Below are 20,692 nucleotides of genomic sequence, written 5' to 3' on the forward strand. Positions count from 1 at the left end.
ATGAGTTAATATTATTACTCCTATAGTCAGACATAGATATATAGGAGTAGTAATATTTTTGTATATAGTTTGTAATTTTTGAAAGGAGGTTTGTAACGAGTTTGAGTGAGGTAAAGTATAGGGAGTACATCGAAAACCTACTATTAAGATTAAGTCGTAATGGAATATCAATACCAACCGAGTTTTCTTCCTTTAATGAAATCGTTTGGGGTATCGGTTCGTTATACGAGATTGATAGACTATTAGATTTAGGAGATAGTAGAGTACGGATAGATGCTTCCATATCACATAAAACACATAACCAACTTCTAAAAGAGCAAGCTATAGATGAATACAATAAAGAGTATCAGACTAGAGTTAATGAATTGTATGAACGTCAAGTCAAAGACAAGGTAAGTCAGATACAAGAACCTGTAGAAGTCGAAGAAGTTGAGTCAGAAGAAGCTTCTAAGTACCGTAATCAGTTCTTAAACCAGTTAGTACAAGCCCAAGGGGTAGTAAAAGTTGAAAGTGAAACAGATGAAGACATTATCGAAGACGATGATTTAGAAGAGGAAGACGAAGATATCATTGAAGAAGAGGAAGAAGAACTTCTAGACGATGATATTGAGGATGACGATGAAGAATTAGAAGACGAAGATGATGAGGAAATCATAGAGGATGAAGATGAAACAGAATATGAAGAAGTTCAAAACGTATCTGTACCTTCATTTAATTTAAACTTTAATAACCCTAATCAAGATTCAGAAGATGAAGACGAAGAGAAAGAACTTCTAGACGATGATGATGAAGAACTCATTGATGAAGATGAGGACGAAGAATTCATTGAAGACGAGGAAGACGAACTTGAGGATGAATCAGAAGAAGACTTTGATGATGAGGATGAGGAACTGGAAGATGATGAGGAAGAACTTCTAGATGATGATGATGAAGAGTTTGACGATGATGAAGACTTTGAAGGTGGTGAGGAAGACGAAGAAGAACTCGAAGATGATGATGACTTCCTTAACGATGAAGACGAGGAAGAGGAAGAGTTTCTAGATGATGATGATGAAGACGAAGAACTCCTTGATGAAGACGATGAAGAACTCGATGATGACGAAGATGAGTTCGAAGACGAAGACGAGGAATTTGACGATGATGATTTCGAAGAACTAGAAGATGAAGAGGAAGACGATGAGGAATTGGATGATGACGAGGAAGAAGAATTAGACGAGGAAGATGAAGACGACTTTGATGAAGAAGACGAAGAAGAGTATGAAGAGGAATATGAGGAAGAAGACGATATTCCAGTTCAACAAAACGTATCTTCTACTGTATCAACCAATACATATCAAGGTATATCAAATCAACCTATCATGCAGACTCCAATGTCACAAATGCCAGTAAATCCTCCAATTGACCCAAAACTTGCTGAAAAACGTAAGAAATTACAGCAAGACCCTGATGATGCCATGATGGATAATATGGAAAAGGGTGTTACGTGGGGTATCAATAAGTTAAAATCAGCTTTTACTTCTGAGAAAAAGAAGTAAACTGTTAAAATAATAAAATAAACTAATAAAAGAAAAGGTGGAATTTAAATGTTATACACAAAAGACCAAATTAATCAATTACTAGGAACTATCGAAAGCCCTGAGGTAGAAGAAGTACTGAATACACACCGTGATGTATTAAAAGCAACTGAAATTGAAAGTGAAGCACACTTAAAATCAATCGCAGACCGCATTTTAACATTAGGTAAAGGTATCATTGCAGGGGTATTATACAATTGCAGTAAATTAAACTTAAACATGAAACGTCCATTATTCCGTGTTTACGCTTCTACAGTAGAAGGAACAGATGTACCAGACATCAAGATGTTATTAACAGACATCCAATCTTGTGATTTCCGTTTCAAAGAAGAAACTCGTTTAGTACTAGACCATAGATTCGAAGAAAGCTTCCATGAGTTTATGGACAGAGTTGTTCTTAAATATATTTCTTGCTCAATTGCTAACGAGCATACAAAAGCACTAAACGAAAAATTAGAAGAAATCAAAGAAGAAATGATTGCAGACGAAGTAGTACCTGCATTTGACATTCAATTCGCTTTACATGATAAAGCAGTTAAATCTGTATCTGATAACCACATTGAGTTTGGTACAACTTACGAAGAAATGTTCGAGTTATCTAGCCGAAACTCTAACCTACAAGTATTATTCGATGATGCAGAAGATGTAGAATACATTCGCAATGCAACTCTTGAGTCTATCAAAGAAGACTGGGGAACATCAGCTAACGCATTAATCTTTATCCGTAAACACAATAAATTCTTAATGCCATTAGTTGCTACAAACCCAAATACTCGTAAGACACAACGTCCTGATGTATTATTACGTCATGCATTTACATTAAAATTAGATGGTTTAGAACACCGAAACAAAGCAATGGCTCACCACGTAGAAACAGAAGGTGAAACTACTTACATTTCTGTATACGCTAAAGAAGGTAAAGATGCAGAGCCAGTTCAAACTTTATCACCAGTTGATACAAACACATTAGTATTCAAAGGCTAATTAAATAAAAGATTACGAAATAAATCATAGTAATCGTTCAAACACACATACAGAACAAACAGGTTGGGGCAAACACACTTCAACCTGTCTTTCATATAAAGGATGGGTAGGATTTGGAAGATTTAAACGAGTTGTTATTAGGTATTGAGAACTACATGAATGAAAAAGGTTTATCTAAAACTGAAACAACTGTATTCAAATTGCTAGACTTAATTGCAGAAGATGTTATGGAAGAAAATGAATTTTAACTTAGTATTAGAATTGTAAAAAACTGAATAGAAAGAGAAGAGGGTACAATGAATAAGAAACTAGTTGGTATTATCGTATCAGTTATTATTCTAGTCATTCTCTTGGTTGCGTGGGCATTAGGAGGGGTAAGACTTCAAAAAGATAAGGATGTTAAGGTAATCAGTAATCAAACTGAACAACAGACGAATCAAAAACAGAAGCAACCTCAACATGAATCTAATGTCTCTACGAATCGAGAAAAACCTAGCCAAGAATCTAGAGAAAATTCTTCTAGGCAGGGTGAAAATGGTCATAAACAATCCGAAAATGGAAATAGACCATCTGAAAACCCTAATAGTCAAGAAAAGTCTAAGGGTAACGATATTTCAGAGGTAGTTCCTGATAGCAAAGAGTATTCTAACTCCGTAGCACAAGGGCAAGACTTGGTTGGAAAAGCAGTAGAAAATAGCCAAGTTGAGCAAGACGGTAATAGAGTCAGCATGAACCCTACTCAAACTCATTTAGAAGAAAGAGTTTATTCAATTGCAGGGGTAGTAGACCAAGTTGCTCTATACAAGAACTCCGAAGGTACACAAGCACAATACAAATTAGATATCAAAGTACAATTAGAAGATAAGACTTTAACATTAGCATACTTTACATCAGCAAACTCTGTTACAAAGTTAAAACAGGGTTCAAAGGTAACTGTAGAGTATCAGTTAACTAGTGATAAAGCAATGGTAATTAAAAGTTTAAAAGATAGATAATATTTGTATGAGACTAATTTCCCTCATTTCTCTATGCTAATTAGGGGTATTTGCCTTTCAAGTACAAAACAGAAGGCAATAAGTTTAAACCACGTAAATTTTTCATGTAACTTGTCCGAAATATGAAGAGTTGGTAAACTTTTCTGTAACGGAAACGGAAATTGGAAGTTGTCAATGTCAAGAGAGTTTCAGTTTGCGTAAAAGGGGTAGATTTGCGGTGGAAGTGCGAGAGTCAAGAGTCTTTTTGATGAGTCAAGAGGGGAGAACAGAAAAGTCAAGTAGTAAAAAGAAAATAAAGTACGAAAAAACTTTCTATTTTTGCTATTATTTTCATGAAAACCTTTGACAAAATACCGATTCTCATAGTATAATAAGTATATAGAAATGAGGGAGATACATAAGAGATTATGAAAGTCCTTCATGCAAGTAGCTAGAAATATCTATCATAAAAAAAAATTAAAAATTATTAGGAGGTCATTTCAAATGGCAATCAAAAACGTAGTAGAAGAAAAAGGTACACAAGTAGCAGTAGAAAATAAAGCAGTTGGTGAATTAAAACCTGCTGAAACAAAACGTCCACAAGGCGCAGTTAACTTACAAGCACAAGGTGAGTCAATTTTAGCGGCTAAATCAGAAGAAGAAAAAGCTAACATGGGTTCTCGTTCAAAAGACATCGAATTCTTAAACCTTGTAACTAACCCTTGGCAACCAGTTTCTCGTAAAAAAGACGGAGACGTATTCAAAGGTGAAGAGTCTGTAGGTGCTATCTTCAAAAACGTTGGTACTGAGCCAATCACTATCACAGAAGTTCCAAACAAAACTTACAAAGTAATGGACGGAGACTTCGATAAAGTAACTGAGCGTTCTGTAGCACCAGGCGAAACATTCGTATTAAACTACATCGAAACTGCAATGTTATTAACTCGTGATGAGTTTGGTTGCCGTGCAACAGGTGGAGACAAAGTTGTTTCTTACTCTACACAAGTTTCTAAGAAAGACCCAACTGGTATCCCAACTACTAAATTAAACCTTAAAGGTGCATCAATCAAAGACCTTTCAGTATCTATCGCTGACGTAGATGCTAACGGTACTAAAACTATCAAAGATGAATTCAAAGAGAAATTTGAAATCTTCTCAACTCGTGGTACTCGTAAACGTTCTGCATCTGCATCAGGTTCTAAAGCGAAAGTTAACTACGCAGGTCTTGCTGTACAAGCTATGTTCCAAGCTAAAATCAAGTAATTTGACTTTAGTGAAAGTGTTCTAAAACTAACTGTTAGTGCTTAGTCGTCCTACTAAGTGCTAACAGTTATCTTATTGTAATAAAACGTTACTTAATTCATGCCTAGAACTAAGTAATCAGCAAAACTCCTTATTGAAAATATTGTATTCTTCAAATTCAACTATTTAAAATAAGGCGTGACGCTAAAACACAAAACAAAACAATCGTAAGTTATTTGTGAATGTATCTTATGTCAAACGAGACTCTTTATTTTATCTGTCCTATCTTATCTATCAGGTAAACATTCGATGTTTACAAACTGTTTATATAGATGTTAACTTTAATAATCTTTAGTATTACCGCCTAGTGGAAATATTACCAACTTGAAGGGAGGTTGACTGGAAACAGTTAACCTCCTTATTTCATACACAAAACTTTTAATTAGGCAATAAACAATACAATAAGAGTTAATAACGGTATAAGGTAGGTAAGACGGATACATATAAGAGTAAGAAAAATTATCTGTAATGGAGTAAAAGAATAAGGGGTAGTTAGACCTTATCTTTTAAGATGTATGTCGAATATTTTACACAACTATAGACGGCATAAGTAGAATTGTACAATATATGTATAAAGTAAGAAAGTAGGGGTATGTATTATGTCAAACGACAAGTTAGAGAGTAACGAGAGATTAAATATCACTCGTAGATATAGACCAAAGTCAATGGACGAGTATAAAGGAAACGAAGATTTAAAGAAAGCAGTTTTCAGTTGGTTAAACAATATCAACAAACCACAAGCGATTCTTTTGAAAGGTACTACAGGTGGGGGTAAAACTTCAATGGCTCGTATTGTAGCCAAAGAATACCTATGTGAAGACCGTGATGAAGAAAAAGGAGCATGTGGTGAGTGTTATAGTTGTAAGATGATGGATGATTATATTGAAACAGGTAATACAGACGGATTAATGGGGTTACGTGAAATTAATGCTTCAAAAGACTCAGGACTTACTGCAATAAACTCATTATTAGAAGAAGCACAATACCCTAATCCAGACGGCTCATGGAAGATATACATTCTCGATGAGTGTCACCGAATCAGTATTCCCGCCCAAAACAGCTTATTAAAACTAGTAGAAGAACCACCTGAGAACGTGCTATTCATGTTCTGTACAACTGACCCTGATAAAATGTTAGATACGTTATTAAACCGTTGTAACATTAAATTAGACGTTAAGAAACCTTCAGAGGAACAGCTTACACAAATCCTGTTAGATATTTGTGTGAAAGAAGGTATCTCATATGACAGAAAAGGTCTTTCCTTAATCGTAGACAGGTCTGAACTTGTTATTAGACAGGCTCTTATGGACTTAGAAAATGTAATTGTACAAACTGAAAGTGCAGAACATCGTTTTGTATCAAAAATATTTGATAAGCATCCAAACAGTTTGTATTTCGACTTCTATCGTGCTTTACTCAAACATGACACGCATCAATTTGTTTCTATTATCCACAAGGTCAAAACTAAAATGACGGTACAAGAATTCGTTAAAAATTTGACTAACTTTACTAAAAGAGGGATATACATTTGGAATGGCGTGAATCTTGAGGGAATTACGGAGAACGAACTAAAAAACATGAAAGAATTGTTTAAACAGTTCAAGTTAGAAGAACTTGCAATGATGATTGAATTCCTAACTACGGTATCAGACGGTGATGTAGAAGTTAATCTACTTCTTTTAGGATTTAAGGGATTAGAAAAGCCTAAGAACGTACAATCACAAGAAGAGGTAGTCATTGAAGAGAACAAGAACGATATCGAACAGGAAAACAAAGTAATATCAGGTAATAAAAAAGCCATTACAGAGGAACGAAAACTAAAGAGTATAGAAAGCGTGAAGAATGCGGTAGAAACTGCAACCGCAGAAGAAGTATGGAATTTGTTTGATAAATAAATTCCATACTTTATATACGGATAGATAGGAGGTTAAACTAGTGTTTAAAAAGCTAAAAGCTTTAAGATTAGGGGTATCAACCGCTTTCTTTATGGCTGTTTTTAAAGCACAAACTACGTTTGCCGAGTATGACGATGTAAACAGCGGAGGTTACGATGCAGTTACAGGCGAAGGTGGACGTAGTAGTTTTAATGGTGGAACGAGTACTCCTAGTGAAGTCTTTAAAGGGTATAATCCAGTTACATCAGAACAGATGGAAGCAGGTCGCTACTGGGCTTCTCCTTTTACAAACGTACTAGGTATCGGTATTGGTGTACTTATGTCAGCAACTTTTGCATGGGTATTCTTCCAAACCGCATTAGACTTGTTATATTGGGCTATTCCACCGTTAAGGGGTTTACTAGCAAAACAAAACCCTGCAATGCAAGGTGGCGGTATGATGGGTATGCAACCACAACAGCAACAATCCTCTAGTCGTAAGTTCGTTTGTGTATCAGACGAAATGCTACAAGCAATGGAGGAAGCAGGAAACCAAGCTTCACAAGGCGGTATGGGTGGAGGAATGCCTATGGGCGGTGGAATGGGAATGCCTATGGGTGGCGGTATGGGGATGCAACAAGCACCTCCAAGTCGTAAGAACGTATTAGTTACATACTTTAAGAAACGTTTACTTTCTATCGTTATTTTAGGGGTATGTGCAACTGTTCTATTCTCTAGCTTACTATTAGATACAGGTATAAACATGGGTCAATTCGTATTAAAAATCATTTCATTCTTTAACGATGTTGTAGTTAGCAACACATAAGAGAGGGGTATGTTAAATGAAATCAAAAACATTAACTCTTTTATTTCAGAAACTTAACAACAAAGATACAGAATCAGCGAAGAACCTTGATAAAAACCGTATTAAGGTAGAGATTGAAAATGCTTGTGAGCTTCATTTAAATGAAGCAAGTGAGGTATTTCAATTTGAAGTGAATCCTAGAGAGTTAGACCATGTGATTACGATTATCGAATTGGGATTAATCAATAAGTATGATATATTCCAAGTCGATAGAACAATCTTTAATGCAAGACTAAGAGAAGTAGACTTAATGTAGTTTACATTTCAAACTGGGGTAGTTAAGGTACGAAAATTACTTATCCTACCCCACAAACTCTTATTCTCTACCTAATAGAGTTATAGATTGAATTATTCTTCTATGAGCCTATGAGTGTATTAGAATAAGCTAATAGGTAATTTAAGGTAATAAACCAACAAATTACATTACTCGTCGACTCTTACTAATCCTAAACCTAGTAACAGTCAGTAATCAAAGGAGTCAAGTATATGGAACATATTAAGGAAAGCAATACTTCCAGTAAAGTTCTAACAAACATGCAATCCGAAGTGATTTCCGAAAAGTTAAATATACCGTTTGTAACAGTCAGAACTGTAATCAAGAATTACAGATACATCCTAGCCGAAGAGTTATATCTAGGTATGGAAGTTAGACTAGGGTATATTTTAAAACTTGTACCTGACGTAATAACAAACAATTATTTAGCAACAACTGGTTATGAAGCATCTGTAATATCGACAAGAACAAACATCCCTTATAATACAGTTTTAAGTATCGTTACAAGTTACCTAGACATGATTATAGACACATTAGCTAGAGGAAAAGACTTTAATGTAGTAGGTATTGTAACTCTAAAGTCTTCATTTGATGGAGAAACTGGTGAGTTAAAAGTAAATACTAGTACGTCTAGAACATTAGTTGATGATTTACGTGAACACGATAGGGCTGTAAGGGTAAAACTGAATAAAAATCTAAGGGACTTGTTTAAGAAAAGAGTGTCTATCGCTTAATGGAAGGAAAAACTCATTATATCGGTGGCTCTATAGGTGCAATGACTGGGTACATCTTGTTGAAAGAGAATAATATGTTGTTAGACTCGGTACATCCAACACTTCAATTTAGCATGATTTACTTAGCAGGGGTATATGGTGGAATGCTACCTGATGCAGACCATCATTCGGGTTCTAACCCAATGAAAGACCCTGTAGGAGTAGTATTTAACAAACTACTTCATGTATTTAATAAACCTTATAAGAGATTAGATAGTGTTATGAGTAGTAATCATAAGAAGCGTAGTTTTGCTTATAAACTTCTAAGTATACTAAAATGTACACATAGAAGTTGGCAAACTCATAGTGAGTTAACTTTACTATTCTTCCTGTACTTTATCGTACAATTACTTACCGCAAACACGTCAGACCCTTCGGTAGCTATAGCAGTATTACTACTAACGGGATTATCTTTAGGGGTACTATCACACTTGGTATTAGACCTGTTAACCGCAGAGGGTATCAAATTTGCGACAGGTATAATAATAAAAACTTTCTTTCCGAGGATTCCAATGATTGATTCAATAAGACTAGTACCCAAGTGGCATACTTTTACAACAGGCTCACCTTATGAACTAACTGTAAGGTACTCTTTAAACGTAGTTCAGTATTTCCTATTGGGGTATTCTATATTGACTTTCTTTGGATACTCAATCATAACAGTATAGGAGTGAATTACATTGGAAAAGACAGCAAACTTTCCTCACAAAGCGCTGAAATTCTTGATGGCATTTGTAATGATGTTATCAATCGGTGCATCGTTTATGGTTGCGCCAAACATGGCATCAGCCGATAACCGAATTGGTTCAACTGGCAACTCTAGTAGCGATGGTTCACAAGGGCGTTTACGTTCTTCTGTAGATAGTGCTATTGCAGACAAGTCTTATATCTCACAGACTGGTGACACTATTCGTGGTACAGAGTTAGTTAAAAACGGTATCACAACTGACCGTTTCGTAGAGTTAACTTCTAAAGAACAACAGAAGTTAATCAACGATATGTCAAGTGCGGTATCTAAGCAACAAGCTAAAGATAAAGAAAACAACACAACAAACCCTGTAACTCAAGATACAGCTACAAACTGGTTAAAAGAGTTACAACAACGTCCGGGCGTTGGTGCTAAACTTTTAGGTAACATTACTGAACAGTTAAAGCCAGACTACGTTAAAGGTAATCGTATCTTCCAACCTTTCGCTGGACCGATTAATACAGCTATCGCTTTAATGGTAATTGCACTAATGTTCTTCTTAGTAATGACATTCGCTATCGACTTAGCTTTCCTAAACGTACCAATGTTCCAAGCATGGGTAACTAGTGCAGGAGAAGGCGGAAACGGTGGACGTAAAGGTAACTTCTTCGTTTCTCGTGAAGCAATGCAGTCTTTAGAAGAGTCAGAGAATGGAAGTAACGGTAAATCTAAGAACCAAAACGGTATCTACATTAAGAAACGTTTCATCGGAATGTTCTTACTAGGTATCTGTCTATTATACTTAATCCAAGGTCAAATCATGATTCTTGTGGGTATGTTAATGGACTTACTAGCAGGATTCTTAGAGTAGGTTTTACGTTAAGACTGAGTATAAACTCAATCAAAACAAATCATTCATTCATAACAATTGTGAGGTGTTTAGGGGTAACCTTAAACACCTTACTTTTAGCTTAAAAACGAGGTGTTACGATGGTTGCAAAAAGCAAAGCAATCAACTATAGATTACTTGTAGTAGTTCTTTTACTCGTTTCTCTGTTAGGGGTATATAATCCTGTAACGGCAAATGCAGTCTCTAACCCTTATATCTTACTAGATAGTGATAAAGGGGTAGATTCAGTAGTAGAATCAGTAAACTCCAAGTCGCAATCCTTCCCTGATTATGGATTTAAACTATTAATTCAAGATAAGAAAGACCCAAAGAAGGTTGAAATTGATAAGGTAAACTATCAAAAACTATCTACTGAGGATAAGAAAGAGTTAATGAAACAAACCTTTACAGAAGTAGAGAACAGTAGTATGGGTGGTCGTGACCGTTCAAGATTGTATAACTTCATTGAAGAACAAGATGAAGGAACAGCATCAGCAGTTAGACATTTATCTACAAATGTAACGACTGACTTTGTATCAGCTAACGAGATATTTAGACCGTTTACAAGTCCAATCAGTACATTTTTAGGTTTAGCATGTATTGTTATATTCTTCATGTTAGCAATTGCTATTACAGTAGACATTTGTTTCCTATCAATACCTATGTTTCAAGCCTTTGTAATGAGAAATGACAAAGACAGACCTTCTTATATTTCACAAGAAGCATGGGACAGTCTATTAATTGCCGAATCAAACTTAGGAACTGGTGATTATAGTTTATGGGGTACGTATTTGAAGAACCGAACAAAGACAATGGTCTTAGTTGGTTTAACTTTAGGGTATCTAATAGCAGGTCAAATGTTTGATTTAGCTATATTCATAGTAGACGTATTTACAAATGCACTATCTTAGAAAGATTGGCTTTAGACTGTAGCCAGTCTTTTTATTTTGCCTAAAATAAACTAGTAAACTGATACTAGTAATCTATAGACAGTATTGACAAATAGATGAATTTATGGTATAATAGTAGTATGAGTCGGAGGAAAGATTTGGTAGACTCATAGGTAGAACATTATATACGTTAAAAGTAGCTAGATGAGGTAGTATTAGTTAATAACTTGTTTGGCGTAGCAGAACAGATATATAGTGTTGTAAGTGTTTAAGGAGTATATTGTGATAAAGTAAAGATAACCTTAATAAACACAGTCCTGTCTTTTATATTACACCTTGAGATATAAGAGACATATAGGGCAATGGTCGTTAGACTAATCTGAACCGATAGTAGGTGATAGACATAGAAAATCAAGGTGGTGTAAGTAATTGTTTAAGAAGATACGATATAAGAAACAAAAGAAATTGGATAAACTATCAGCGGAAAACGATATAGTTTTTAATCCGACTTCGAGAAAACAAAAGAGACATGGTATAAGAAACAAGTTAGTGTTCAGCGTATTGTCACTGTCATTATTTTTACCTATGCTAGAGCCATTAACTGCATTTGCCGACCCCACAACGGGAGGACAAACTCAGCAACCTCAAACTACCACACCTCAAGACCCGAACGCAGGTGGTGGACAACCTCAACAACCAAATGGTGGAGGTCAGCAACCACAACAGCCGGGTGGTAACGGTACTGGTACAGGAGAAAACTCAAACGATGCTCGTAAGAACAATGTAACCGTAGGTAAGATGGCTACATTAGGGGTATCAAGTGAGCAAGGTTATAAAGCTGATATGAGCAGTTTATCAGGGAATGAGTTAAGAACTTTAGGCGTATTTATATCAAACTATTATGTTCCGTTTAGTACCCAAGTGGGTAACGTAAAAGACGAGAAAGACTCAAAAGAAGTGCAAGATAGTATTGTAAAAGCGTTGACTGAAACGAATGCATTCGAAAAAGGTATCGCTGAAAAGATATCTAAAGTTGTTACGAATGCAAGTAAACAGAGTGTTCAACCTTTATACTTTGCACAATCAAAAGATGGAGAGAATTTCGAAGCGGTAGACGGTGGTAATGGTAAGAAAGGTAAACACGCTACATTCTACGAATTCTTAGACCAAATTAGCGGTTATGCATACAAACGTTCCAATGAATTACCATACCCTGATATTAAAGATGGGGTAGACAAGAATGGTGATAAAATGGTGTCTGCCTATAAAGGTAGTGTTTGGAATTATGACCCTAACTCTAAGAAAAACGAAGGTGCATTATATTGGGGTAGTGCGGACAAAGTAGACAAGAGTCATATCATGTTTAACTGGAATCCAACAAGTAGTGATGGTGGAGGTCAAACCGCTTCTCAAACGGTAATGGCTGAAATTTATAAATACTTAGACCCTGAAAATAGTGTTGGTACTTCATTCTTAGACTACACGGAAAAAGAACGTGGTAAAGGTTCTAAAGGTGAAACAGTTACTAAAATGTTAGAGGAAGAGAAGTTTAAGAAAGACTCATCAATTGAAGCTATCTATAAACGCTCAATGTACGACTGGAAAATGTATGTGGATGCTATCGGTAATATCTTAGTAGACACAGGGAAGCGTCAGTATGTTGTAGTTCCTGCCGCAATGAACCCTTTCATCTTTAAAAAGAAAGAAACAGATAGCGGTGGTAAAGAGTTAGACTTCGGACGTGCAGTTCCTATCAATAACTTCGTTTCATTAGCATTAGCTAGTAAAGGAAACCTTGTAACTGGTAAGCCTACGCAACATACAGCGTATTTCAATTTAGGAAACATTTATGATAAGTTTTCTAAAGATACAAAGTATAAGCAACCGGCATTATATAAATTCCCTGGCTCTAAAGATGTAGATTGGACAGAGAAACAGAGTTGGTCAGATACAGGTACAACTTTATCTGAGGGTTTACTAGACTCGTTAACTACCCAGTTTGCAATAAATAGCTATGGTGTAAAAGGTGATAAAGATTGGGGTAAGTGGTTAAAACGTACTACAGAAAGTTTCTCTGTAAACAAAGGTAATGACATTCAAAGTTATGACCACGATAAACTTACAAAAGAGAAGACTTTCCCATTCTCGTTCAATACGAATGAGTTTAATGGTAACGATGCAATCTACGCCCCACGTAGTGGTTTAAATTCAAAACCCGGACATTTCATCATAGGAGACTTAGTAGCCTTTGATAACTTAGGTGCATTGAATACAACTACTACACAACCAGCTCAACCGCAACAAGGTGGAGACCAAGCACAACAACAACAGCAACAACCACAACAAACTCCAACGGCTGATACAAGTAGTGATGGTAAGCCATTAACGTTAGATTCTTACAAGAAGAACTATAAGGTAATTGCTGATAAAGGTCATGAAGTTATTAAACGTACTCCTAATGCATTATGGGATACAGACGGTAAACCTTTAATTGACTATAAAGATATTAGTTCTGACGGTGCTTTCGGTGATAAACTTTCACCTAAAATCAATGAAGTAAGTGTAGCGAAAAACCAAATCGCACGAGATTATGGTGCTAACTTATTTGTAACGTACATGTTTGCGGCACTTGGAGGTAAAGAAGGGGTAGACAAGGTTGGGTTCGAAATCGGATTCACTAGATTACCTACTTTTGATGGAAACCTAGCTTTAGAAGGTGCAGTAACAGAAGCGGATAAGAAAGCAGAAAAAGAAGCAAACGTAGACGAATTAATGAACATGGCTTATTACTTCTTACACCCAACAGAAGGTATTTCTTACTTCTCACGTTGGGCTAAGACTAAAATCGGTGCTTTCTTTGTTGGTTGGCACAATGACATGACTGGTGCAAGTAACGCTCAAAACACAACTGGTTATACTAGGTATATAGGATTTAACGGATTTACAACCATGCCTTCCTTATCAGACATGCAATGGACAGACTGGATGGTGAAAAGCTATCTAGACTGGGGTATCTATTTAATTATTTTCGTGGTAGTTATCATGATATTCTATGTGGCTATCGGTGAAATAAGTATACAACGGGCAATATTAGGTGTCGGTATATTCTCCTTATGTTTATACCTACCACCAATAGCGATAAACTCTAGTGTAGAATTTACAAACTCCGTAAGTAACTCAATTTACGGTAAGAAGTTCTTATATTGGGGTATTGTTCAGCAACAAACGTATGCGAAGAAAATAGACGAAGTTGCTAAGAAAGGTGAAGAAGGTAAGTCAGACGATTATACAATCGGACTTATGAGATTACAAGGTGAAAACAATAAAGGTCTTTATGCAGATAATACCTCTATTGGACGAACTGTAACTCTTAAATGGATGGCTCCTAAAAAGGATAACTATTTATACCAAATTGAACAAGAAATTAAAGGTTCAACTGGTAATATGAGTCCTATGTTCCAACGAGTTCTCAACAATACCTTAGCAGGTAATTTAAGTGGAGAACGTTATGTAGATTCAAACGAAGCGTTATATTTATACAGAACATACACAGATATCGGTAACTACGCTCGTTATTACTACGGTAACTTAATGGGTGATAAGGTTTACGATACAGGCGCAGTGAATCATGATATTGGAGACACAAGTGCAAGTATGGGTAACGTAAATATGACAAGGCAGTATGAGTCTTACATGCAAGGAACGAAGGAGAATTCTTTAACGGAACGTAAAGAGAAAGGTTTCATCAACGATGAACAAGACGCTATTCATGGGGCTTCAACAGATAAAACGAAAGTAAAACGTCTGTACGCTCCGTTATCTAGTGAACCTGTAGCTAAATCTTCTCAACAAAGAATTAGTAAAGTAAACGTAGGTGATGAAGTTGGTTTACGAAAAGAGTATTTCAATACGACTGTTCGTAACTTCAATAACCACGGTCAATCATTACAGGAACAGATAGCAGGTGGCTCTAGTGCAACATCTGAAAACCTAGCGAGTACGGCAAGTTTCGCATTGTTTACAGAGAGTCCTTTCTATTACTTCTCATGGTTCTTATATGATAATGGTATGAAGTTTGAATCAGGTAAACATGATACTTTCAGAAACTTAATGATGAAAGATAACGATTCATTCTTCTATAACTACAAGATTAAGAAAGAATCATCGGGGTATGGAGAGTTAAAAGACTATATGGACATGGGTTCTATGTTCCATACAATCATTCCATACTTACGTGAAGTAAACAAACCGTTAAAAGAATGGTCATCTATCTATGGTACAAAACCTTATCCTGAGATTCCAACTAAGGAAGAAGATTTTGCAAACCAAGGTGACAAGAATTCAGAAGAGTATTATAAGTATTGGTTCAACATTAGTCTTGCAAGGTTATTTAACACATATACTCCTTGGGTAGACGCAATGTATGATACAGACTACGCTAAACCTGAGAATATCACGTATGGCGGTAAAAAGCAAACAATCATCGACCCTATTAACCCTAAGTCATATGAAATTAGACCAATGGTATTCAGTGAGTCAGAAATGGCTTACTATGGTTTAAAAGACTATAACTTAACTACGGTTGAGAGTAAAATTATTAAAGTACAACGTCAAACACGTAATGATTTACTACGTTTGATGAACTACTATAATTTCGATGATAATGTATTGAATCAAACAGCTTCAATGATTATGACTTTCAACTTTAATAAAGAGTTCTCACAAGAAAACTTTATTACAGAAAGTTTCGTTCAATACCCACAAAGCTTTGAATTAAAGAACTTCTCGTATGACGCTTACCTACGTCTAATCTTAGCACAAACTACAGGGGAGACGATTACAGGTGATGATGGTAAACTATCAATCTATGATAGAGTAGTAGAGAAATCTAGTATTCTAACTGGTATTTTACTAGTGTTAGGTGATATCGTTGCAATTTACGGTATTCCAACTATGAAGTTTGTATTCTTAGTTTTAGTGTTTGTATTATCAGTCGTAACGATATTCGTTAAGGCTCTGAGGGTAGAGATATCCTTTAGAAGAGTAGTTTGGCAAGCATTAGCGAAACCTTTAATACAGTTTTGTGGTGTTACATTAGGTCATTCGCTAGTAATCTCATTCTTTATGTCAGAAGGTTTAACAGATGTAACTGGTAAGACTACTTACTCAATTGCATTAGGAGACCCAGTTATGACATTAGTAGTATTACTACTAATAAACATCGTAACCTTAGTTCTTTACTCATTCATTGTAATGGGACTTGTAAGAAGCTTAATTGTATATGGTAAACTTGCAGGTACGATTGTTGGGGGTATTGTTGCTTCAGCAGGAACATTCGCATCGGCTACCGCAGGTAAAGTTACAGGTAGCGTAAACGATAAAATGTTCGGATATGGCGGTTCAGAAGCAAACGGTAAATCAGCCCCATCTTCTACAAGCGCTCAAGCCGACCCTGAGACAAGAGGTTCTAGAAACGTAGAGCCTGAGTTATCAGTAAGGGAAGACATGAGATATCGTAGAGCAAACGAGGAAGCTTACGGTTCAAAAGAGCGTCCTAAAGACAATACGAATGTAGAAGACATGATTAATAGGGGTAAAGAGAACTTCCAAGAATCCGAAAGAGAACGATATAAAGAACAAAGAAATTACTCCAATGACTTAAATGATTATGACTTGAACGACATTGCTGAAAGTAGAAAACATACTCATAATCACACTCATAACCACGAGCATAACTATCAAGGTTCTGCCGATGGCAGAGGTAATGTTCCTGAGACTGAGTCATTAGATGAACTAGCGCAGAATAGAAGGGAAACTCAAACGAGTGATTTACAAAAACCTCATTCTAGCTCTAGAACTGATGCACAGAGAGAATTAGAACGCAAGAAAGCAGAAGCAGATGAAGTGAAAAAGAAATACAATCTAGACGACTAAAAGGAGGGTAAACCATTTGATTGCTCTCGTGGTTGGTTTTATTCTTCCTTTGTTAGTTTGGATAGTTACATTACCTTTAAAGTTCGCATTATATTTAGCTGAAAAATCGTTAGACGGTTCTAAAAGCTTCCTAACTAAGAAGTATAAGCAAATAAGTGCTAAGGAAAAAGATTATTTCCAAAAGAATGCAGGGAAAGGTAGCAAACTCGTAAGGTCAACCGCTAAGGTTGGCTTTACTGCTACTAAGATAGGTTTAAACGTAATGGTAAAGTCCATGAAACTTTTAGTAAAAGTAATCAGATGGACAATCCGAGTTTTAATTTGGATTACGACTCTAGTATCTTTAACCTACACCCTTCTTATCTTTGGTGCACTTGCGGCTATAATCGCCATAATCGCTTCTGTACAAACACTAGACAAGAGTGGTGGTAATACAGACAGTGCAACACCGAATCAACAAGGTGGTGGCGGTGCAACTGGTATGGCAGACTACTTTTCCATTGATTGGGGACAAGATTTCAGTAAGCAACTGGATAAGATTGAAGCCGAGAAAGGGGTAGAAGCTAGGAACTGGACGGAGTTTACGATTATAGCAATGAATACAATGCAGAAAACCAAGAAAGACGGTAAAGCACAAATTATCGTTGCAGGTTTCTTGAATGGGTTAAAAGCGGTAGAGACAGAACAGAAGTCTTTAACTAGTAAACCACATTTAGCGAAGCAAATGGTTAGATATATTCCTGGCGGAAACCTAGATACGCCATTACAGTTTGATAATACTCATTGGCATGAACTTTCTCCATACTACAACGACTTAAAGTCAGAACGTGGACCGACTGGTTCAGCATATTATTATCCAGACGGGTTTTACGGTATAACTCAAAAGTTTAGTAAAGCAGGGGTAGAAGGATTCTTACCAAAACGTACTACACCGATTTATGAAAGAGCATTTAAAGACTTAGGTGTTGAAATGACTCCTGATAAGTTAAACTGGGTACGTTATGTTGGTAACATTACAAATCAGTACAATGCAGTATTCCTTGAGAAAGGAAACTGGGTTCCGGGTCTAACCGCTGAACAATCAAACGATACAGTGTATGTAAACGCATTGATATTAATAAAGTTTGGTGAAATGTATGGTTATGGTGTTAATGAAAAGACTGTTAATCTTTCTAAGTCAATGTATAAAGGAATGATTGGAGACGAGTATCAGAAATGGTTCTTAGATAAAGGTAAAATGATACAAGGTGCATACGGTATGATTGGTGGACATAAGAACTACCCTGCCGATATTAAGAACGGTCAAAGTTATGGTGTTATTTCACCTGACGGACAAGCGCAACAAGGCACATTATTCTCTTATCTAAAAAGTCAGATGCCACCAAACATTCAACAAAACGTAGACAATAGTAGTGGTTTCAAAACATATAATGCATCTAGGGCGCACTATATGAGGGCTAGATATGATTTAACCGCTTTACTAACAGGGGTATACGATGTATTTTGGGCATCAAACGCCTTAGGCGTTACACCTCAACAGACTCAACAACCACAACAACCGAATGGTGGAGGACAAACGAATCAATCATCAGCAATTGGTGATAAAATCGTAGCCCAAGCCAAGAAATACGCAGAAGACACAAGTTCAAACCGTATAACTTATAGTTATGCAGGTATTGGTACTACACAAGACTGTTCTTCATTCGTAAACGGTATTTTACGTGAGTTGGGGTATGCGATTGATGGGAAAACATTAACTCCTGAGCCATTAGCAAACGGTAATTTCAACTATGTAAGGAATACAAGCCAAATGGTAGACGCTGTTAGAAAGAAACCTGAGGTATTAGTTAAGTTAGACGGATATACTGGTACACAAGGTATACCCCGTTCAGTACTTGAACCTATCTTACAGCCAGGAGACATCCTATTAGCAGGTGACAGTGAGCGTAACCATACTGCAATTTATGTTGGTAGAAACTCAAAAGGTGATTATGTAACTATTGAATCCAAAACTAGCTATCCACATCAATTTAGTAGTCATAGTGATATGGAACTTACACAAGGGAAGTATGGTTTCGGATATGATAGAATCAGAGAAGGAAATACAAAATACAAGTATTTAATTCGTATGGGTAATGTAATCAAATAAGCATAACTCATAACTGATAAAACGTAACGAAGTATAAAACCGAAGTAAATAGGTAAGAAAGTAAGAAGGTAGGGTTGTCAAAAATGACAGCCCTTTTCTTATATAAACAAATAGTGTAGTCAGTCAGAAAATAGGATAGAATGAAAACAATACCGTATTGTAATACCATTTTAATATCAAAACAAAGTAGAATGAGTTAAAGTCAGAGGTCTATTACACAAACGTAAATATTAGAAGTAGAAGGAGGTCATCTTATGATTACAAAAGGTAAAAAGATATTAAAACTTGCTCTAATAAGCGGTACTGTTATTGGATTCAGTGGGGTAGATATTGCAAAAGCTGAACCAAACGGTATTGATATAGAGAAGCTATATAAAACATATAATAACGAGAGAAACGCTAAGTTATCCATTCAAGGAATTGCTGAGAAATATGAATTAAATGCAATTATGATGATAACGAAACAGAAACAATGGAACATGTTTGGTCATAACGCAGAAGATTTAGGCGAAGACAATCAAGAAAACACTGTAACTGTTAACCCTGTGGGTAAATATGAGTCTAAAGAAGATTTATTCTCTAAATTAGGCGCAAATCTCGAAGAACACAAAGCAAACTACAAGAAATACAGAGAAAGTCAAGAAAAACCCGCTGAGGAACAAACAGAAGAAGATGTAATGATGAAGGTTGAGCCTTTAGACTACCTAGCTGAAAGTGAAATCAGTATTGAGTATTTCTATGACTCTTCAAGAGACCAATTATCACAATTAATTCGTGTTAAAACACCTGATAATGTATTCAGATGTACGGTTATATACGACCATGACGGATTAATTAAAAACTTCCTTGAAGCGTAGGAGGTAAACATGAAAGAATTGTTACGAAACAAGAAGGTTCTTATCTCCTTAGGGGTAGTTGCAGTTGTAGGTTTAAGTAGTTGGTTTGGGTACAGTAAATATACAGACCATAAGAACTATGAACTCCAACAAGACCAACTCGTTAAAGAAGCAAAAGAAAGAGATAAGAAGTTAGAAGAATTAAGACAGAAGGAATTAAAGAACTCAAACTCTTATAAGTTTAACAAACAGGAGAGGGAAGAGGTAAAGGATTCCAAGTTAGATAAAGATGACTTAGACTTAGCAAAGAGATTTAATCGTTCAGAAGTAGAGTCTCACGCAAAAGCTATTCTAAGTATCAATGATGAAAAGACTAGAGAGTATGCAATGAATAACTTACCTCTATCAAAAGAAGCAACTACAAAATACTTTGGAAATGCGAAAAACATCTTTTACGGTGGCTATAACAATGTAAATGTTCAAATCATGTATACAGGGGTAGATTACTCTGAGACAGAAAAGAACTATAAAGCAAACGTAATAGCAAAAGTAGTTTCTCGTAATGAAGGGCAAGAAAATGTCGCTCCAAAAGTAGAAACAATTAGTTTGGTTATCGAGTACAGAAGTAATGAAATAACTGGTTGGAAGTATTAACTAGTATTCGTGCTTACCTGTTCTTTAACAAA

General features: G+C 35.9%; 16 protein-coding genes. All 16 read left to right on the forward strand.

Annotation, left to right across the window (positions count from 1 at the left end):
- Window positions 1-101: 101 nt before the first annotated feature.
- The 16 genes from ASE54_RS36130 (at window position 102) to ASE54_RS25145 (ending at window position 20,660) form a co-directional block, all read left to right on the forward strand.
- On the forward strand, window positions 102-1,535 hold the full coding sequence (locus tag ASE54_RS36130; protein WP_000005663.1) for a hypothetical protein: 1,434 nt from the start codon (window positions 102-104) through the stop codon (window positions 1,533-1,535).
- A 48-nt stretch (window positions 1,536-1,583) separates the two neighbouring features.
- Window positions 1,584-2,558, forward strand: a complete 975-nt coding sequence (locus ASE54_RS25080; RefSeq protein ID WP_000967393.1) for a hypothetical protein — start codon at window positions 1,584-1,586, stop codon at window positions 2,556-2,558.
- Window positions 2,559-2,671: 113 nt separating this feature from the next.
- Window positions 2,672-2,806 (forward strand): hypothetical protein, encoded by a 135-nt coding sequence (locus ASE54_RS37445; RefSeq protein WP_000389802.1) that lies wholly within the window; start codon window positions 2,672-2,674, stop codon window positions 2,804-2,806.
- A gap of 48 nt (window positions 2,807-2,854) precedes the next feature.
- Window positions 2,855-3,553, forward strand: a complete 699-nt coding sequence (locus tag ASE54_RS25085; RefSeq protein ID WP_001035738.1) for a hypothetical protein — start codon at window positions 2,855-2,857, stop codon at window positions 3,551-3,553.
- Between the two features lie 483 nt (window positions 3,554-4,036).
- A complete protein-coding gene (locus tag ASE54_RS25090) occupies window positions 4,037-4,795 on the forward strand; it encodes a hypothetical protein (RefSeq protein ID WP_000985643.1) in 759 nt (252 codons plus the stop codon).
- A 638-nt stretch (window positions 4,796-5,433) separates the two neighbouring features.
- Window positions 5,434-6,729, forward strand: a complete 1,296-nt coding sequence (locus tag ASE54_RS25095; RefSeq protein ID WP_003254655.1) for an AAA family ATPase — start codon at window positions 5,434-5,436, stop codon at window positions 6,727-6,729.
- 40 nt (window positions 6,730-6,769) lie between these two features.
- Window positions 6,770-7,534 carry a hypothetical protein gene (locus ASE54_RS25100; RefSeq protein ID WP_000473712.1) on the forward strand — a complete coding sequence of 255 codons (765 nt, stop codon included), beginning with the start codon at window positions 6,770-6,772 and terminating at the stop codon, window positions 7,532-7,534.
- 16 nt (window positions 7,535-7,550) lie between these two features.
- Entirely contained in the window at window positions 7,551-7,829 is a 279-nt protein-coding gene (locus ASE54_RS25105; RefSeq protein ID WP_000837849.1) for a hypothetical protein, read from the forward strand.
- A gap of 383 nt (window positions 7,830-8,212) precedes the next feature.
- Complete coding sequence (locus ASE54_RS25110; RefSeq protein WP_226790169.1) at window positions 8,213-8,581, forward strand: hypothetical protein; 369 nt, start codon at window positions 8,213-8,215, stop codon at window positions 8,579-8,581.
- Window positions 8,581-9,288, forward strand: a complete 708-nt coding sequence (locus ASE54_RS25115; RefSeq protein ID WP_000398635.1) for a metal-dependent hydrolase — start codon at window positions 8,581-8,583, stop codon at window positions 9,286-9,288. The genes ASE54_RS25110 and ASE54_RS25115 overlap by 1 nt, the downstream gene beginning before the upstream one ends.
- A 12-nt stretch (window positions 9,289-9,300) precedes the next feature.
- Window positions 9,301-10,179 carry a hypothetical protein gene (locus ASE54_RS25120; protein ID WP_000415808.1) on the forward strand — a complete coding sequence of 293 codons (879 nt, stop codon included), beginning with the start codon at window positions 9,301-9,303 and terminating at the stop codon, window positions 10,177-10,179.
- Between the two features lie 119 nt (window positions 10,180-10,298).
- Window positions 10,299-11,108 carry a hypothetical protein gene (locus ASE54_RS25125; protein WP_000226065.1) on the forward strand — a complete coding sequence of 270 codons (810 nt, stop codon included), beginning with the start codon at window positions 10,299-10,301 and terminating at the stop codon, window positions 11,106-11,108.
- A gap of 408 nt (window positions 11,109-11,516) precedes the next feature.
- On the forward strand, window positions 11,517-17,021 hold the full coding sequence (locus ASE54_RS25130) for a hypothetical protein (RefSeq protein ID WP_000473528.1): 5,505 nt from the start codon (window positions 11,517-11,519) through the stop codon (window positions 17,019-17,021).
- A gap of 16 nt (window positions 17,022-17,037) precedes the next feature.
- On the forward strand, window positions 17,038-19,170 hold the full coding sequence (locus ASE54_RS25135; protein WP_000561139.1) for a hypothetical protein: 2,133 nt from the start codon (window positions 17,038-17,040) through the stop codon (window positions 19,168-19,170).
- Between the two features lie 254 nt (window positions 19,171-19,424).
- The gene (locus ASE54_RS25140) at window positions 19,425-20,027 is read left to right on the forward strand and encodes a hypothetical protein (protein WP_000628868.1); all 603 of its coding nucleotides are present in this window, start codon (window positions 19,425-19,427) and stop codon (window positions 20,025-20,027) included.
- Between the two features lie 9 nt (window positions 20,028-20,036).
- A complete protein-coding gene (locus ASE54_RS25145) occupies window positions 20,037-20,660 on the forward strand; it encodes a hypothetical protein (RefSeq protein ID WP_000661394.1) in 624 nt (207 codons plus the stop codon).
- Window positions 20,661-20,692: the final 32 nt, after the last annotated feature.

The sequence above is a fragment of the Bacillus sp. Root131 genome, from assembly GCF_001429475.1.
Taxonomy (GTDB): Bacteria; Bacillota; Bacilli; order Bacillales; family Bacillaceae_G; genus Bacillus_A; species Bacillus_A thuringiensis_S.

Excerpts from the sequence above, each read along its gene's own strand:
- ASE54_RS25085 (WP_001035738.1), top strand. The coding sequence starts at position 2,855 with ATGAATAAGAAACTAGTTGGTATTATCGTATCAGTTATTATTCTAGTC.
- ASE54_RS25140 (WP_000628868.1), top strand. The coding sequence starts at position 19,425 with ATGATTACAAAAGGTAAAAAGATATTAAAACTTGCTCTAATAAGCGGT.
- ASE54_RS25125 (WP_000226065.1), top strand. The coding sequence starts at position 10,299 with ATGGTTGCAAAAAGCAAAGCAATCAACTATAGATTACTTGTAGTAGTT.
- ASE54_RS25110 (WP_226790169.1), top strand. The coding sequence starts at position 8,213 with ATGGAAGTTAGACTAGGGTATATTTTAAAACTTGTACCTGACGTAATA.
- ASE54_RS25115 (WP_000398635.1), top strand. The coding sequence starts at position 8,581 with ATGGAAGGAAAAACTCATTATATCGGTGGCTCTATAGGTGCAATGACT.
- ASE54_RS25105 (WP_000837849.1), top strand. The coding sequence starts at position 7,551 with ATGAAATCAAAAACATTAACTCTTTTATTTCAGAAACTTAACAACAAA.
- ASE54_RS25145 (WP_000661394.1), top strand. The coding sequence starts at position 20,037 with ATGAAAGAATTGTTACGAAACAAGAAGGTTCTTATCTCCTTAGGGGTA.
- ASE54_RS25095 (WP_003254655.1), top strand. The coding sequence starts at position 5,434 with ATGTCAAACGACAAGTTAGAGAGTAACGAGAGATTAAATATCACTCGT.
- ASE54_RS25080 (WP_000967393.1), top strand. The coding sequence starts at position 1,584 with ATGTTATACACAAAAGACCAAATTAATCAATTACTAGGAACTATCGAA.
- ASE54_RS25090 (WP_000985643.1), top strand. The coding sequence starts at position 4,037 with ATGGCAATCAAAAACGTAGTAGAAGAAAAAGGTACACAAGTAGCAGTA.